The organism is Streptomyces sp. NPDC047981 (genome assembly GCF_040653315.1).
Classification (GTDB): domain Bacteria; phylum Actinomycetota; class Actinomycetes; order Streptomycetales; family Streptomycetaceae; genus Streptomyces.
On sequence record NZ_JBEZNQ010000017.1, the window covers coordinates 1 to 15,614 of the forward strand.

14 protein-coding genes are annotated in these 15,614 nt (G+C 73.7%); 7 read left to right on the forward strand and 7 right to left on the reverse strand.

Annotated features, from left to right (window positions below):
* A partial coding sequence (locus AB0E14_RS12765) for a hypothetical protein (RefSeq protein WP_362415555.1) occupies nt 1–365 on the reverse strand: 365 nt, incomplete at its 3' end.
* An 18-nt stretch (nt 366–383) separates the two neighbouring features.
* On the opposite strand from AB0E14_RS12765, the gene AB0E14_RS12770 reads away from it, so the two are divergent.
* The 6 genes from AB0E14_RS12770 (at nt 384) to AB0E14_RS12795 (ending at nt 8,076) form a co-directional block, all read left to right on the forward strand.
* Entirely contained in the window at nt 384–1,910 is a 1,527-nt protein-coding gene (locus AB0E14_RS12770; protein WP_362415557.1) for an AAA family ATPase, read from the forward strand.
* Nucleotides 1,911–2,088: 178 nt separating this feature from the next.
* Nucleotides 2,089–3,966: an ABC transporter substrate-binding protein gene (locus AB0E14_RS12775; RefSeq protein ID WP_362415740.1), complete on the forward strand. Its 1,878-nt coding sequence runs from the start codon at nt 2,089–2,091 to the stop codon at nt 3,964–3,966.
* A 12-nt stretch (nt 3,967–3,978) separates the two neighbouring features.
* A complete protein-coding gene (locus AB0E14_RS12780; RefSeq protein WP_362415559.1) occupies nt 3,979–5,040 on the forward strand; it encodes an ABC transporter permease in 1,062 nt (353 codons plus the stop codon).
* Entirely contained in the window at nt 5,037–5,921 is an 885-nt protein-coding gene (locus tag AB0E14_RS12785) for an ABC transporter permease (protein ID WP_362415561.1), read from the forward strand. The genes AB0E14_RS12780 and AB0E14_RS12785 overlap by 4 nt, the downstream gene beginning before the upstream one ends.
* Complete coding sequence (locus AB0E14_RS12790) at nt 5,918–6,886, forward strand: ABC transporter ATP-binding protein (protein ID WP_362415563.1); 969 nt, start codon at nt 5,918–5,920, stop codon at nt 6,884–6,886. Before AB0E14_RS12785 ends, AB0E14_RS12790 begins: the two co-directional genes overlap by 4 nt.
* Nucleotides 6,883–8,076: an ABC transporter ATP-binding protein gene (locus AB0E14_RS12795; protein ID WP_362415565.1), complete on the forward strand. Its 1,194-nt coding sequence runs from the start codon at nt 6,883–6,885 to the stop codon at nt 8,074–8,076. The genes AB0E14_RS12790 and AB0E14_RS12795 overlap by 4 nt, the downstream gene beginning before the upstream one ends.
* A gap of 79 nt (nt 8,077–8,155) precedes the next feature.
* Here the strand turns inward: AB0E14_RS12795 and AB0E14_RS12800 are convergent, their stop codons facing one another.
* The gene (locus AB0E14_RS12800) at nt 8,156–8,359 is read right to left on the reverse strand and encodes a hypothetical protein (RefSeq protein WP_362415567.1); all 204 of its coding nucleotides are present in this window, start codon (nt 8,357–8,359) and stop codon (nt 8,156–8,158) included.
* A 143-nt stretch (nt 8,360–8,502) separates the two neighbouring features.
* Between AB0E14_RS12800 and AB0E14_RS12805 the strand changes: the two genes are divergently transcribed.
* A complete protein-coding gene (locus AB0E14_RS12805; protein ID WP_362415569.1) occupies nt 8,503–8,742 on the forward strand; it encodes a hypothetical protein in 240 nt (79 codons plus the stop codon).
* 31 nt (nt 8,743–8,773) lie between these two features.
* Here AB0E14_RS12805 and AB0E14_RS12810 read toward each other — a convergent pair whose 3' ends face one another.
* From AB0E14_RS12810 to AB0E14_RS12830, 5 genes are all read right to left on the reverse strand, one after another.
* A complete protein-coding gene (locus tag AB0E14_RS12810; protein WP_362415571.1) occupies nt 8,774–9,730 on the reverse strand; it encodes a bifunctional riboflavin kinase/FAD synthetase in 957 nt (318 codons plus the stop codon).
* A gap of 31 nt (nt 9,731–9,761) precedes the next feature.
* Nucleotides 9,762–13,640 (reverse strand): trypsin-like peptidase domain-containing protein, encoded by a 3,879-nt coding sequence (locus AB0E14_RS12815; RefSeq protein WP_362415573.1) that lies wholly within the window; start codon nt 13,638–13,640, stop codon nt 9,762–9,764.
* 233 nt (nt 13,641–13,873) lie between these two features.
* Complete coding sequence (gene truB / locus AB0E14_RS12820) at nt 13,874–14,773, reverse strand: tRNA pseudouridine(55) synthase TruB (protein WP_362415575.1); 900 nt, start codon at nt 14,771–14,773, stop codon at nt 13,874–13,876.
* A complete protein-coding gene (rbfA, locus tag AB0E14_RS12825) occupies nt 14,773–15,222 on the reverse strand; it encodes a 30S ribosome-binding factor RbfA (RefSeq protein ID WP_362415577.1) in 450 nt (149 codons plus the stop codon). Before rbfA ends, truB begins: the two co-directional genes overlap by 1 nt.
* A gap of 29 nt (nt 15,223–15,251) precedes the next feature.
* On the reverse strand, nt 15,252–15,545 hold the full coding sequence (locus AB0E14_RS12830; protein WP_362415579.1) for a DUF503 domain-containing protein: 294 nt from the start codon (nt 15,543–15,545) through the stop codon (nt 15,252–15,254).
* Between the last annotated feature and the right edge of the window lie 69 nt (nt 15,546–15,614).

Genomic DNA, 15,614 nt, shown 5'->3' on the forward strand with positions numbered 1-15,614 from the left:
GTGACCAGCCAGGCGATCCGGCGCGGGGTGGCGCGGCTGCCGAGTGCGGGGCCGAGGACGTAGAGCGCGGCGAGGGCTCCGGAGAGAGCGACGCGGCCGACGCGCCCGCGCCGCAGGGCGGCTACGGCTATCCCCAGCCCGGTCAGCCGGGTCAGCCGGGTCAGCCCCTCCCGCAGCCGCTGCCCACGCCCGTGCCTCCGCAGGCGCAGGATCCGGCGCAGCCGCAGGGCGGTTACGGTTTCCCGCATCCGGGTGCCCAGCCCGCCGCCCCCGGGCAGCCGCAGCACGAGGCGCAGCAGCTGCCCCCGCAGGCGGCGCCTGTCGATCCCCGGAGCGGTGCCGGGTGGCCCACTCCTGTCGCGCACGACCAGCGTGAGCGGTCCGTGCCGGGGGCTCCGCTCGGATACACCGCGGCCGTCGAGCTCTCCTCCGACCGGCTGCTGCGCAACAACAAGCAGAAGGCCAAGTCGAGCCGGAACCCCGGCCCCTCCGCCCGCTTCAAGCTCGGTGGGAAGCGCGAGGAGGCCGAGCGGCAGCGGAAGCTCGACCTGATCCGTACGCCCGTCCTGTCCTGCTACCGGATCGCGGTCATCTCGCTCAAGGGCGGTGTCGGCAAGACCACGACGACCACCGCGCTGGGCGCGACCCTGGCCAGCGAGCGGCAGGACAAGATCCTCGCGATCGACGCCAACCCCGACGCCGGTACGCTCGGCCGCCGGGTGCGGCGCGAGACCGGGGCCACCATCCGTGACCTCGTGCAGGCGATCCCGTACCTGCACTCGTACATGGACATCCGCCGCTTCACCTCGCAGGCGCCCTCCGGTCTGGAGATCCTCGCCAACGACGTGGACCCGGCCGTCTCGACGACGTTCAACGACGAGGACTACCGGCGGGCGATCGAGGTCCTGGGCAAGCAGTACCCGATCATCCTGACCGACTCCGGCACCGGTCTGCTCTACAGCGCCATGCGCGGTGTGCTCGACCTCGCCGACCAGCTGATCATCATCTCCACGCCCTCCGTCGACGGTGCCTCCAGCGCGTCCACCACGCTCGACTGGCTCTCCGCCCACGGGTACGCGGAGCTGGTGCAGCGTTCGATCACGGTCATCTCGGGGGTCCGCGAGACCGGCAAGATGATCAAGGTCGACGACATCGTGCAGCACTTCCAGACGCGGTGCCGGGGTGTCGTCGTCGTACCGTTCGACGAGCACCTGTCGGCCGGCGCGGAGGTCGACCTCGACATGATGCGGCCGAAGACCCGCGAGGCGTACTTCCACCTCTCGGCGATGGTGGCCGAGGACTTCGCGCGGGCGCAGCAGGTCCAGGGGCTCTGGACGGGTGACGGCGGTCAGGGTGGCGGCGTGCCGCCGCAGATGGCCCCGCCGGTCCCCGGTCAGCAGATGCCCGGCCAGCCCATGCCGGGTCAGCCGATGCCCGGCCAGCCGATGCCTGGTCAGCCGATGCCCGGCCAGCAGGGTTACGCACCGCAGGGCATGCCCGGTCAGCCGGTCCCCGGTCAGCCCGTGCCCGGTCAGCCGGTCCCCGGTCAGCCCGTGCCCGGTCAGCCGGCCCCGGGTCAGCCCATGCCCGGCCCTGCCGACCCCGGTCAGCAGCAGCCGTACCCGCCGCAGCAGGGTCAGCCGTACGCGCCCCAGCCGTACCCGCAACCCCAGCAGCCCCAGCAGCCCCAGCCGTACCCGCAGGCACCGGGACACCCCCAGCCCTACCCGCCGCAGCAGGAGCAGCCCGGCGCGCCGCAGGGCTGGCAGCAGCCCCCGGTGCAGCCGCAAGCGCAGCCCCAGGCGCAGCCGCAAGCGCCCGTGGATCCGAACGCTCCGGTACCGCAGCCGGGTTGGCCCCAGCAGGCTCAGCAGACGCCTCCGCAGGCTCCGCCAGCCCCTCAGCAGTAGGGCGTCACAGGAGTAGACCAATGAGGCCCCGCACCGGCTCCCCGGTGCGGGGCCTCCTTGCATTACCGCAGCCCACAAGGGGTTTGAGTCATCGTTGACGATGCTTGTCCACCGCTGATAAACCTTCGCTTCATCAGTTGGCGCCCAAGATCCACGACGCGAGGTACGTCCTATGGTCATGGTCACGAAGGTCCCGCCCAGCCCCGCAGCCCCCCGCGGACGCGCTCCCCGACGACTCCCCCGGCTGCTCCTCGCCGCAGGCGTCACCGCCACCACGCTCATGGCCGTCCCCCAGGTCGGCACCCCGTCCGCCGTCGCCGCCGAGGGCGACGCGAAGAGCGGCGGCACCACGCTCACCGTCGCCGTCTCGCAGAGCGTCGACTCCCTGAGCCCGTTCCTCGCCCAGAAGCTCGTCTCGACGAGCATCCACCGGTTGGCGTACGAGTACCTGACCAATTACGACGCGAAGGACGCCAAGCCGATCCCGGGGCTCGCGACCGAGTGGACGTCCTCGCCCGACAAGCTGACCTGGACGTACACGATCCGCAAGGACTCGAAGTGGTCCGACGGGAAGCAGGCCACGGCCGAGGACGCCGCCTGGACCTTCAACAAGATGATGACGGACGAGAACGCCGCCACCGCGAACGGCAGCTTCACGGCCAACTTCAAGAAGGTCAGCGCGCCCGACCCGCAGACGCTCGTGATCGAGCTGAAGAAGCCGCAGGCGACGATGACGGCCCTGGACGTGCCGATCGTGCCCAAGCACGTCTGGGAGAAGGTCGGCGACTTCTCGAAGTTCAACAACGACAAGCAGTTCCCGATCGTCGGCAACGGCCCGTTCGTCATCACGGACTTCAAGGTCGACCAGTACATCAGGATGAAGCCGAACAAGAGCTTCTGGCGTGGCGCACCCAAGTTCGACGAGCTGGTGTTCAAGTACTACAAGGACGGTGACGCGGCCGTCGCCGCGCTGCAGAAGGGCGAGGTGTCCTTCGTACCGAACCTGACGCCCGCTCAGGCCGCCGCCCTGAAGTCCATGAAGAACATCAAGGTCAACGACGCCCCAGGCCGGCGCTTCTTCGCGATCGCCACCAACCCGGGCGCGCGGGCGCAGGACGGCAAGACCTTCGGCAACGGCCATCCGGCGCTGCTCGACCCGGCCGTCCGCAAGGCGCTCTTCCTCGCCGTCGACCGGACCACCATCGTCGACAAGGTCTTCCAGGGCCACGCCGTCGAGGGCGAGGGTTACATCCCGCCCCGCTTCGGCTCGTACTTCTGGAAGCCGAGCGCCCAGCAGAAACTCGGCTACGACCCCGCCAAGGCCGCACAGCTCCTCGACCGGGCCGGATACAAGAAGAACGGCGACGGCAAGCGGACGGGCAAGGACGGCAAGGCCCTGGACTTCCGGATCCTGTGCCACGCCACCGACCCGAACGACAAGGCGATCGGCAAGTACCTCCAGGAGTGGTGGGGCGCGCTCGGCATCGGGCTGAAGGTCGAGTGCCTCGACAACGTCAGCGACCCGTGGATCAAGGGCGACTACGACCTCGCGTTCGACGGCTGGTCGGTCAACCCCGACCCCGACTACGTCCTGTCCATCCACACCTGCGGCACGCTGCCCGCGACCCCGAAGGACACCGGCGCGACCGACAACTTCATCTGCGACCGGCAGTTCGACACGCTCTACGCGCAGCAGGCGGTGGAGTACGACGCCGCCAAGCGGGCGGATCTGGTCAAGCAGATGCAGTCCCGGCTGTACGACACGGGGTACATGAACATCATGGCCTACCCGAACGCCCTCGAGGCGTACCGCACGGACCAGATCAAGTCCATCACGACCATGCCGGAGGCGGCAGGCAACCTCTGGGGCCAGGACGGCTACTGGAGCTGGTGGTCGGCCGTGCCGACCACGTCCGCCGCCGGGTCCGAGTCCGGCTCGGGCGGCGGTTCCTCCACCGGAGTGATCGTCGGCATCGGCGCGGCCGTGGTCGTCGTGGTCGGGTTCGGGATCTTCCTCTCCATGCGGCGCCGCTCCTCGGCCGACGACCGCGAGTAGACGAGCAGAGCCGTGACGACAGCGAGCACACCCGCCGACGTGGCGCGGACCGAACCGGTCCGCGCCACGGACGGCGCCTCCCGTACCGGTACGACGCTCCAGTACCTCCGTTACGTGGCCGGCAAGCTGGGCGGCGCGGCCGTCTCGCTCTTCGCCGTGCTGGTCACCAGCTTCTTCCTGTTCCGGATCATCCCCGGCGACCCGGTCAAGGCGATGACCCACGGCATCCCCACCTCGGCCGAGCAGCTGGCCACCCTGCGGCGCCAGTTCGGCCTCGATCTGCCGCTGTGGCAGCAGTTCACCGACTACTGCGCCAAGGCGCTGAGCGGCGACCTCGGCACCTCGTACCAGTTCCGGGCCCCGGTCGGCGAGCTCATCGCGCAGAAGCTGCCGGCGACGCTGCTGCTGACGGGGGTCGCCGTGGTGCTCTACTCGGCGCTCGGGCTCTGGCTCGGCACCCGCTCCGCGTGGCGCCACGGCGGGCTCGGCGACCGGCTGAACACGGGCGTCGCGCTGACCCTGTGGTCCGTGCCCTCGTTCTGGCTGGGGCTGCTCCTGATCATCGTGTTCTCCGTCGGCATCGGCCCGGTCCCGGGGCTCTTCCCGACCGGCGGCATGGAGTCGGGGACGGGCGCGACGGGCTTCGCGTACGCCCTGGACGTCGCCCACCACATGGTCCTTCCGGTGGTGACCCTGGTGGCGGTCGGCTACGCGCAGACGCTCCTGGTGATGCGCTCCTCGCTGCTCGACGAGATGGGCGGCGACTATCTGACGACCGCGCGGGCGAAGGGGCTGCGCGACGACGTCGTACGGCGCCGGCACGCCGTACCGAACGCGCTGCTGCCGACGGTGACCATGATCTTCATCAACCTCGGCCATGTGGCGGCCGGTTCGATCCTGGTGGAGACGGTGTTCTCCTGGCCGGGGCTCGGCGGGCTCTTCTACCAGGCGCTCAGCGTGCCCGATCTGCCGCTGGTACAGGGCCTGTTCGTGGTCTTCGCGGGCGCGATGATCGTGGCGAACCTGATCGCCGACCTGCTCTATCCGCTGCTCGACCCCCGGGTGGGCCGATGACGTCTCTTGTCTGGGAGCGCCGGCGCGGTTCGGTCTCCCGCTTCTGGAAGCAGTACCGCACCCACCGCGCGGGCCTCTACGGTCTCGCCGGGCTCGCCCTGATCGCTCTGCTCGCGCTGACCGCCCCGCTGACGGTGGGCGCGGACGTGCAGTCGGTGACGAACGCGCCGGGTTCGGCCCTGGAGTCGCCGAGCGCCGAATTCCCGCTCGGGACGGACCAGTTCGGGCGCTCGCTGCTCGGGCTGCTGATCTGGGGCGCGCGGATCTCGCTGCTCGTCGGGCTGCTCGCGGCGGTGCTCTCGGTCGCGATCGGCACCCTCGTCGGGATCATCGCCGGGCACTACGGCGGCTGGTTCTCGACGGTCGTCATGCGGATCACCGACTGGTTCCTCGTGATGCCGACGCTCGTCCTCGCGATCGTGCTCGCGACGGTCATGTCCCGTTCGATGTGGACGGTGATCCTCGCGATCGGGGTCACCAGCTGGCCGACCACGGCCCGGCTCGTCCGCGCGCAGACCATCGCGGTGGAGTCCCGGCCGTACATCGAGCGGGCCACGGCCCTCGGCGGCGGGCACGGGCACATCATGAGCCGGCACGTGCTGCCGAACGTGATGCCGCTGGTGCTCGCCCAGACCACGCTCGGCATCTCGACCGCGATCCTCACCGAGGCGACCCTGGCCTTCCTCGGCCTCGGCGATCCGACGGTGGTCTCCTGGGGCGGCATGCTCCAGGACGCCCGGGAGGCGGGCGCCGTGTCGTCCGGCCACTGGTGGTACCTGGCCCCGCCCGGGATCGCGATCGCCCTGGTCGCGCTCGCCTTCACGCTGTGCGGGCGGGCGGTCGAGTCCGTGCTGAACCCGAAGCTGGGGGTGGGGCGATGAGCCTCCTGGAGGTACGGAACCTGAGCGTGACGTACGGCTCGGGGGCGGGCGACGTCCCCGCCGTGCGGGGCGTCGACCTCACCCTGGCCGCCGGGCAGAAGCTCGGGGTCGCGGGCGAGTCGGGGTGCGGCAAGTCGACGATGGCGCTGGCGCTGCTGCGGCTGCTGCCCGCCTCCGCGCGGCTGAGCGGCCAGATCCTGCTCGACGGCGAGGACGTCCTCGCCATGAAGTGGGGGCGGCTGCGGGCGGTGCGCTGGGCGGGCGCGTCGATCGTCTTCCAGGGCGCCATGCACTCACTCAACGCGGTGCGCCGGATCGGCGACCAGATCGCCGAACCCCTCCTCGTACACGGGCGTCCGACACCGGCGGCGGCCCGCAAGCGGGTCGGCGAGCTCCTGGAGCACGTCGGTCTGCCGGCGGCGCGCGCGGCGGCCTATCCGCACGAGCTGTCCGGCGGTCAGCGGCAGCGGGTGATGATCGCGATGGCGCTCGCCTGCGATCCGCGGCTGATCGTGGCGGACGAGCCGACGACCGCGCTCGACGTGATGATCCAGGCACAGATCCTGCGGCTGATCGAGCGCCTGGTGGCCGACGACGACATCAGTCTGCTGATGATCAGCCACGACCTGGCGGTCCTCGCCGACACCTGCGACCGGCTCGCGGTGATGTACGCGGGGCGGGTGGTGGAGGAGGGCCCGGCGCGGGCGGTGTACGACGCGGCGGAGCACCCGTACGGGCGGGCGCTGTCCTCGGCGTTCCCGCGGATCGGCGACCCGGCGTCCCGGCGGGCGCCGCGCGGGCTGCCCGGCGATCCGCCCGACCCGGCCGACCTGCCGGGCGGGTGCGCGTTCCATCCGCGCTGCCCGGTGGCGGTGGCGGACGTGTGCGGGACACGGGACCAGGAACTGCGGGACGCGGGCGCGGGGCGCCGGGCTGCCTGCGTACATGTGGGGAGCGGCTCATGAACCCGTTGACACCGGACGGCGCGCCGTCGGGCGCGGGGGCGTCGGCGGCCGGTGCGTCCGTGGACGGAGCGTCGGGCGGCGGTGCCTCGGTGGATGGTGCACCGGGCAGCGGTGCGTCGGGCGGCAGTCCCTCGGCGGACGGTGCACCGGGCGGCGGTGCGTCGGTGGGCGGTGCGTCGGTCGCCACCGAGGTTCCCGCGTCGGAGGCCGTTCCGCTGCTGTCGGCGCGCGGGCTGCGCGTCACCTTCCCGGGGCGGCGGGGCGCGCCCGCCGCGCGCGCGGTGGACGGGGTGGACCTGGACATCGGCCCCGGGGAGATCGTGGCGCTCGTCGGCGAGTCGGGGTGCGGCAAGACGACACTGGCGCGCTCACTGCTCGGGCTCGTGCCGCCGACGGCCGGCGCGGTCGCCTTCGCCGGTGAGCCGCTGGCGTACACCTCGCGCGCGCTCAAGGCCTACCGCAGGCGGGCGCAGCTGGTCCTCCAGGACCCGAGCGGCTCCCTGAACCCGCGGCACACCGTGTACGACGCGGTGGCCGAGGGGCTGCGGATCCACGGGTACGCCGGGGACGAGCGGGCGGCGGTCGCCGAGGCGCTCGCGCGGGCCGGGCTGCGCCCGCCGGAGCGGTTCTTCCTGCGGTACCCGCATGAGCTGTCGGGTGGTCAGCGGCAGCGCGTCGTCATCGCGGGCGCGCTGGTCCTCCAGCCGGAGCTGATCGTCGCGGACGAGCCGGTGGCCTCGCTCGACGCGTCGGTACGGGGCGAGATCCTGGCGCTGCTGCTACGGCTCAGGGACGAACTGGGGCTCTCGGCGCTGGTCGTGACCCACGACCTGGGGCTCGCGTGGAACATCGCGGACCGGGTGGCGGTGATGTACCTGGGCCGGATCGTGGAGACCGGGACGGTGGAGTCCGTCCTGACGGCGCCTCGGCATCCGTACACCCGGGCCCTGTTGTCGGTGCTGCCCGAGTCCGAGGGCGCCCCGGTGGTCCTGACGGGCGAGCCGCCGGACCCCACCCGTATCCCGTCCGGCTGCCGCTTCCACGCCCGCTGCCAGGTCCTCGCCTCGGGTGAGGCGGCCCCGGTGGCGGACCGTTGCCGCACCGAGGACCTGCCGGTCCTCCCCGGTGGCGGCGTCCGGGGCGTGGCCTGCCACTGGGTGCGGGAGGCGGGCGCGCAGGGCGCCGGATAGGGCCCCTGGCACGCGCCCGGCGGGCCTCCTCGTGCGACGAGACCCGCCGGGCGGTGGGGCGAGTGCGGCTCGTCCCGTGTCAGTGGCCGGGGGCCGCGGGCTTCGCCGCCGCCGGGGCGGCCGGGGCCGGCTCGGCCGCCGCCGGGTCCGCGGGCTTGGCGGCCGCGGCATCGGCCGGCTCGGCCGCGGCCGGGTCCGCCGGCTTCTGGGCCGTGCTGGTGCTGGTGGCCGCCGGAAGGATCTCGCAGCCATTGATCGACGTCCGGGTCGAGACCGACTTCACCCGGCAGTCGTCCTTGCCGACACCGGCGTCGACACTGCCCCAGTGGCTGCGCTTGGGCCGACCGTGACCGGTCGGGGCCGACCGGCCGCCGAGCGGGCCGGGCGTGTGGCCGGGGCACCGGTGGTCGACAGCAAGGCGGGCCGATGGCCGCCCACCGCGACCCGGCGGTCTTCGACGACCCGCACAAGGTGGACTTCGATCGGGAGGGCACCGGCCATGTCTCCTTCGGCCACGGGCCCCACCACTGCATGGAATCCGAGGTGATGATCTCCACGCTGCTGCGGCGCTGTCCGGAGCTGCGGCTCGCGGGTCCGGCCGAGGAGACGGTGTTCCAGTACAAGGGCCTGATCCTCGGCCCGAGGGAGCTGGTCGTCACCCGGTGACGCGGCGGGCGCCTCGCACGGGCGGGGCGCCTCAGCTCTTCGCGTCGTACGCCCCGGTGAGTTCGCGACAGCGCTCCACATCCCCGGCCATCGCCGTGAGCAGGTCGTCCAGGGTGTCGAACTTGAGCATGCCGCGTACGTACGCCAGGAAGTCCACGGCCACGTGCAGGCCGTACAGATCGAGGCCCTCGCGGTCGATGGCGTACGCCTCGACGGTCCGCTCGGTGCCGTCGAACTGGGGGTTCGTGCCGACCGAGATCGCGGCGGGCATGCGCTCCCCCGCGGCGGTCAGCCAGCCGGCGTACACGCCGTCGGCCGGGATCGCGGTGTGCGGGAGGGTCTCGACGTTGGCCGTCGGGAAGCCGAGCTCGCGGCCACGCTGCGCGCCCCGGACGACGATGCCCTCCACGCGGTGCGGGCGGCCCAGGATCTCGGCGGCGCCCTCCACGTCGCCCTCGGCGACCAGCCGGCGGGTGAGCGTGGAGGAGAACGGGTCGCCGCCGCCCGCCGTACCGCTCACGAAGAGGTCGATGACCTCGACCTCGTAGTCGTAGGTGGCGCCGAGCTCGGTGAGGAAGCCGACGTTGCCCGCGGCGCGGTGGCCGAAGCGGAAGTTCGGTCCCTCGATGACGGCCTTCGCGTGCAGCTTGTCGACGAGGACCTTCACGATGAAGTCCGCCGGGGAGAGCTGCGAGAACTCGGCCGTGAACGGCAGGACGAGGACCGCGTCCACGCCCAGCTCCGCCATGAGCTCCGCGCGGCGGGGGTGCGGGGCGAGCAGCGGCGGGTGGCTGCCGGGGCGGACGACCTCGGAGGGGTGCGGTTCGAAGGTGACGACGACCGAGGGGACGCCCAGTTCACGGGCGCGTTCGACGGCCCGTCCGATGATCAGCTGGTGTCCGCGGTGCACCCCGTCGTAGGAGCCGATGGTGACGACGCTGCGCCCCCAGTCCTGGGGGATGTCCTCCAAGCCACGCCAGCGCTGCACTGTGACCGCTCCTCGTCCGCCTGTTCGCCGATTAAGCAGGTCTAAGACTGCCATGCCCACGGCCGTCGGCCCGCATCGGCATGGATCTGCCGAGCCGCTCGACCGTGCGGCGGGTGCTGGGACCGACGACGACGGCCCAGTCGTCGGGTGCGGCGGCCAGCCACCCGGTCAGGAGGTCGGCGAACGCGGGGACCTCGCGGGCCAGCTCGACGAGAGCGCGGTCGAGGCGGGTGGCGCCCTCGGGCGTGCGGACGAGCAGCAGTCCCGTGCGATGGACCAGCTCGCGGGAGCGGACCTCGGGGCGCCGTTCGCAGTCGAGGGCGGCGGCCCTCAGCAACGCGTCGAGGACGCTCGGATCCCGTGCGGCTCCGTACCGCTCGTGGTCGAGGAGTACGTCGAGGAGTTCGGTGCGCATCAGGCGGGAGGCGCCGGTGCCGGGGGCGGCGAGGACCGGGGCGAGTGCGCTGCGGACCTGGGCGGGACGGCCCCGGATCAGCCCGCAGACCAGGGGGAAGAGGACGGCCCGGGCGGCGGGCCCGTGTTCGAGGCGGCGGTCGACGAAGGCGGCGGCGTGCCGGGCGCCGTCGGGGTGGCGGTCGATGTAGGCGCGGACCAGGTCGGCGGCACGGCGGGCGAGGGCGGGGGTGGTGACCTCGGCGAGCGCCCGCAGCACGGCCCCGGCGTCCTCGCCCGGGCCGTGCAGCCGGGCCCGGAGGGCGGCGAGGACGGGTTCGGGGTGGGCGGCGAGCGCGGTGGTGAGCGCTTCGGCGGGGACGCGGGGGTCGGTCAGGGCGCGGGGCAGATGGCGGGAGCGGGTGTGCGGGTCGCGGACGAGGAGGCCGAGGGCGGCGCCGTGCAGGGCGGCGTCGGCGGGGCGGGCGAGCAGCGCGAAGGCGGCGTAGCGCAGGAGTTCGCGGTCGGGCCCGGTCGTCGCGTGCACGGCGACGAGGGCGCCGTACGTGGCGGCGGCGGCGCGGCGGGCGGGTCTGCCGTCGTCGTGGGCCCAGCGGTCGACGGCCCGGCAGAGGGCGGCCGGCTCGTCCTCGGCGAGCGCGGCGAGCAGCCCGTCGGCCAGCGGGTGTGCGGTGGCGACGAGCGCCTCGCACAGGTCGTCGACGGCGAGATGGCGGTGGGTGTGCAGCAGGGCTTGGGCGGCGGTACCGACGGTGGCGTGCGGGGCGGCGCCGAGGGCACGGCCGTCGCCGAACCAGCGGCAGAGCAGCGGCTGGACGCCCCGCGGCTCGGCGACGAGCCGTTCGGCGACGACGTCGAGGAACCGGGGCGCGGTGTGCGTGCCGGGCGGCGGGTCGGCGGGCACGATCCGCCGCAGCAGATCGAACCGCTCCCCCTCCCCGACCCGCAGCGCCGCCCAGAACTTGGGCCCGAAGAGGACGGAGGGGGCGGGGTCGCCTGCCTGGGCGGGCTCGGCCGAGGGGGACGGGCCGGTGGAGACGGCTGAGGCAGGATGGGCGGGGTCGGTCGAGGGGGACGGGCCGGTGGAGGCAGCTGAGGCGGGGTGGGCAGGCTCGGCCGAGGGAGACGGGCCGGTAGAGGCGGCTGAGGCAGGGTGGGCGGCCGGGTCGAGGTCGGCGGCCGGGTAGGCGGCTCTCGCGACCGGTCCGTGCCGCGGAGCGGGGATGGTCGCCGGAGCAGGGACGGTCGCCGGACCCGAGGCGGTCGCCGGACCGGAGGCGTTCGCCGGACCGGAGGCGGTCGCCGGGCCGGGAGTGGGCGGCAGGGCGGCACCGGGCGCCCGGCCGGGGACCCCCGCCACGCCGGGCGCGGGCGGTCGGCCGCCCAGGTGGTCGGCCAGGTGGCGGAGGGTCGGCAGGTAGGGCCGGGGGTCCGGGAGGCCGAGCAGGGTTCGGTGCAGGAGCCGGGAGGCCCACCAGGCTGCTTCGGTGGCCGTCCGGCCGTCCGCGCGGAGCCGGTCGAGCGCCTCGACCAGGTCGGTCAGCCGGTGCCCGAGCCGGTCGGCGCCGTGCTCGCGGTCCATCAGGAGGAGGGCCTGGACGACCGGGCCGATCCGGTGGCGCGGTACGGGGAGGGGGTCGGGGGTCGCGGTCGTGTGCGGGGTGCCGGGGCGGGCCGGGAGGCGCACCGGCGCGCCCTCGCCCCGGCGGTGCACCAGCGCGCGCAGGGCCGCGTCGACGTCCAGATGGGCGCCCTGGATCCAGTCGGCGATCTCCTCGTGGCCGAAGCGGTAGCCCGCGCCCGCCGGGACGAGGAGCCCCTCGGTCAGGACGGCGGAGGCCCAGCCGGTCCGCCACGGGAAGACCTCCTCGAAGGAGCCCCGGTCCAGCTCCCCCTGCCCGGGCCCCAGACACCGGCGGGCGGCCTCGTGGACCCGGCCCGCGACCCGCGCCGCGAGCCGGCGCACGTCGGCGCCGCGCGGGACTGGGCGGGTGCCCGCGGCGATCCGTACCGCGATCCGCAGGCACATCAGGGCGAGATGGGCGCCGAAGACCTCCTCCCGCCCCGGCCTGCCGGGCGCTCCTCCGGGCACGGCCGCCCGCACCTCGGCGAGCAGCCGCAGGACGAGCGGGTGCCGGGCGTCGTCGGCGGCCAGATCGCCCACGGCGAGCCCGTACCGCTCGCGGGCGAGCGCCGCCTCGTCCTCGGTGAGGTCGCCGAGCGCCACGGCACGGTGCGTGGCCGCCGCGGCGTGCGGGCGGGCGGCCCCCTCCCAGAACTCCGGGCGGCAGCCGAGGAGCAGCCGGCCGCCGTGGTCGCGGAGCCAGGCTTCGGTGCCCGTCGTCCAGGCCTGGAGCCGTCGGGCCAGGGCGGGGGGCATCTCCTCCGGGCCGTCGAGGACGACCAGGAGGGGGCGGCCCGCCGTGCGCGCGAGCGCGGCGGCCCGTTCGGGGGTGGCGGTCGACATGTCGGCATGGACACCGGAGGCGGTGACGATCCGGCCGGCCTGCCGCAGGGCGCGGCCCACGGCGTCGGCGACCGAGGCGTCGTCGGCGCGCAGGTCCGCGCCGCGCAGCCAGACCGTGGGGGCGGGTTCGGGGCTCCGGGCCCGCTCGGCGCAGTGCGCGGCGAGGGCGGTGGTCCGTCCGGTGCCGGGCGCGCCGACGAGGGCGAGGACCAGGGTGTCGGACGCGGTGAAGGCCGTGAACTCCCGGGCGCAGTCGGCCCGTTCGACCGGCGGTGGCCACGCCGACCGACTGCCCGCGCCGTCGGCGGCTCCGGCGGCTCCGGCGGCTCCGGCGGCTTCGGTGGCGGAGGCGTGGGCGGTCGCGGTCGCCGTGGCGGTCGCCGTCAGTTCCAGGACGCCCGCCAGGTTGAGTTCGCGGCCGTAGCAGGGCGCGGTCGCCGCGTTGCGCCTCAGCAGCTCGGCCAGTGGGCCCACGGGCGGCAGGGGCAGCGCGTATCCGGCGGCCCGGTGGTCGCCGTGGAGCGCGGTGCCGAGGACGCCGAGGACGGCTCCGGTCTCCGGGTCCACGACGGGCCCGCCGGTGGCCTGCCCGCCGAGCCGCAGGGCGTCGGCGCCCTCGGTGCCGATGGCCAGCTCCCAGGCCTCCCGGCCCAGGGCCTGCCGCCTGCCACCGGTGGCGTCCGTGACGGGTGCCGTGCCGAGCACCCGCGCCTCCCGCCAGCCGTGCGCCGCGATCCGTACGTACGTCCCGGCCTCGATCTCGGTCCGCGCCGAGACCGGCAGCGGACGGACCCCGATCCCCTCGGCCCGCAGCAGGGCGAGGCCGGATCCGGGCAGCAGGGTGACGGCGTCGCCCTCGGCGACCCGGTCGGACGCTCCGGGGACCCGCAGCAGGATCCGCGCGAGTCCGTCCACGGCCTCGTGGCTGGTGACGACCGTCCCCCGGTCGTCGGCCACGAAGCCCGTCCCGCGGGGGCGGCCCGCCGGATCGCAGATCCGTACCAGCGTTCCGAGGTCCCCGCTTCCCATGGTGTCGACGGTAGGTCGGCGGTGATCACCGCGAGAACCACACCGGCCGAACGCGCCCCCAAGCGCTCCCCCGTTTCACTCCGAGCGCCTGCCCGATGGAGTGAAAACGACGATCGGAATGGATAACACTCCTCTGGGGGAGGGGAACGTGGGGCGGCACGCATGCGTGCCGCCCCACGAAATACGCCGCGTGATCACTCACCGCGTGATCACACAAATGACGCGCCCGAGCCTCAGCCGAACACGGCCAGACTCTTCGCCTTGCCCTTCTGGTCCTCCACGAGCGCCAGCAGCCGCCCGTCCGGACCGAAGACGGCCACCGGCCCCGCGGGGTACGACGGCATCTCCAGGCGTACGCCGTTCAGCAGCAGCCGGGCCCGCTTCTCGTCGACGTCCCAGCGCGGGAACGCCGCCGAGGCCGCGTCGGCGACCGGCATGACCGTCAGCTCCTCCTGGAGCTGGTCGAGGGTCCTGGCCGCGTCCAGCTTGTACGGGCCGACCCGGGTGCGCCGCAGCGCGGTCAGATGACCGCCCACGCCGAGCCCGGCGCCCAGGTCGCGGGCGAGCGCCCGGATGTACGTACCGGAGGAGCAGACCACCGAGACGACCAGGTCCACGACCTGCGTGCCGTCCTCGGCGACGGCCTCCCGGACGTCGTACACCCGGAAGGAGGAGACGGTGACCGGCCGCGCCGGGATCTCGAACTCCTCGCCACCGCGCACCCGCGCGTACGACCGCTTGCCGTCGATCTTGATGGCGGAGACCTTCGACGGCACCTGCATGATGGCGCCGGTCAGCTCGGCCACGCCCGCGTCGATCTGCTCGCGGGTGACCTTCGACGCGTCCACCGACGCCGTGATCTCGCCCTCGGCGTCGTCGGTGATGGTCGTCTGGCCGAGCCGGATCGTGCCGAGGTACTCCTTCTCGGTCAGCGCCAGGTGACCGAGCAGCTTGGTCGCCCGCTCCACGCCGAGGACGAGGACGCCCGTCGCCATGGGGTCGAGCGTTCCCGCGTGGCCGACCCGGCGGGTCTTGGCGATCCCGCGCATCTTGGCCACGACGTCGTGCGAAGTGAAGCCCGACGGCTTGTCGACGATGACAAGCCCGTCGGGCGTCTTCCCTGCGGTGCTCATCAGGCGGTGGTGCCCTCTTCGTCCTCGTCCTCGGGCTTGCGGTACGGGTCGGCCCCGCCGGCGTACGTCGCCCCGGAAGAGGCCTCGCGCACGGCCGCGTCGGAGGCCCGCGCCTTGTCGAGGAGGTCCTCGATCGTCTTCGCGGTCTCGGGGAGGGCGTCCGCGACGAAGGTCAGCGTCGGGGTGAACTTCGTCCCCGCCGCGGCACCCACGGCGGACCGGAGGATGCCCTTGGCGCTCTCCAGGCCGGCGGCCGCGCTGGCCCGCTCCTCGTCGTCGCCGTAGACCGTGTAGAAGACCGTGGCCTCCCGCAGGTCACCGGTGACGCGGGTGTCCGTGATGGTCACGTGCGTACCCAGGCGCGGGTCCTTGATGCCGCGCTGCAGCTTCTCGGCGACCACCTCCCGGATGAGGTCCGCCAGCTTCTTCGCCCGCGCGTTGTCGGCCACTGGTCCTTCTCCTTCTTTGCCTTGCTCATTCAGTCTTCATCAGTGTGGAGCCTGCGTCGCACCGACAGCAGCTCCACCTCGGGCCTTGCCGCGACCAGCCGCTCGCAGCGGTCCAGCACGTCCGACACGAACCCCGCGTCCCCGGCCACCAGAGCGACCCCCAGACGGGCCCTGCGATGGAGGTCCTGGTCGCCCACCTCTGCCGCGCTCACGGAGAACTTGCGCTGGAGCTCGGCGACGATGGGCCGGACGACGGAGCGTTTCTCCTTCAACGAATGAACATCGCCGAGGAGCAGATCGAAGGACAGAGTCCCCACGTACATGCGGTGCCGGATGTCCCGCCGGTTCGGGTTCGATGGCCTGCCACGCCGTCGCTTGGCAGGAACACCAGA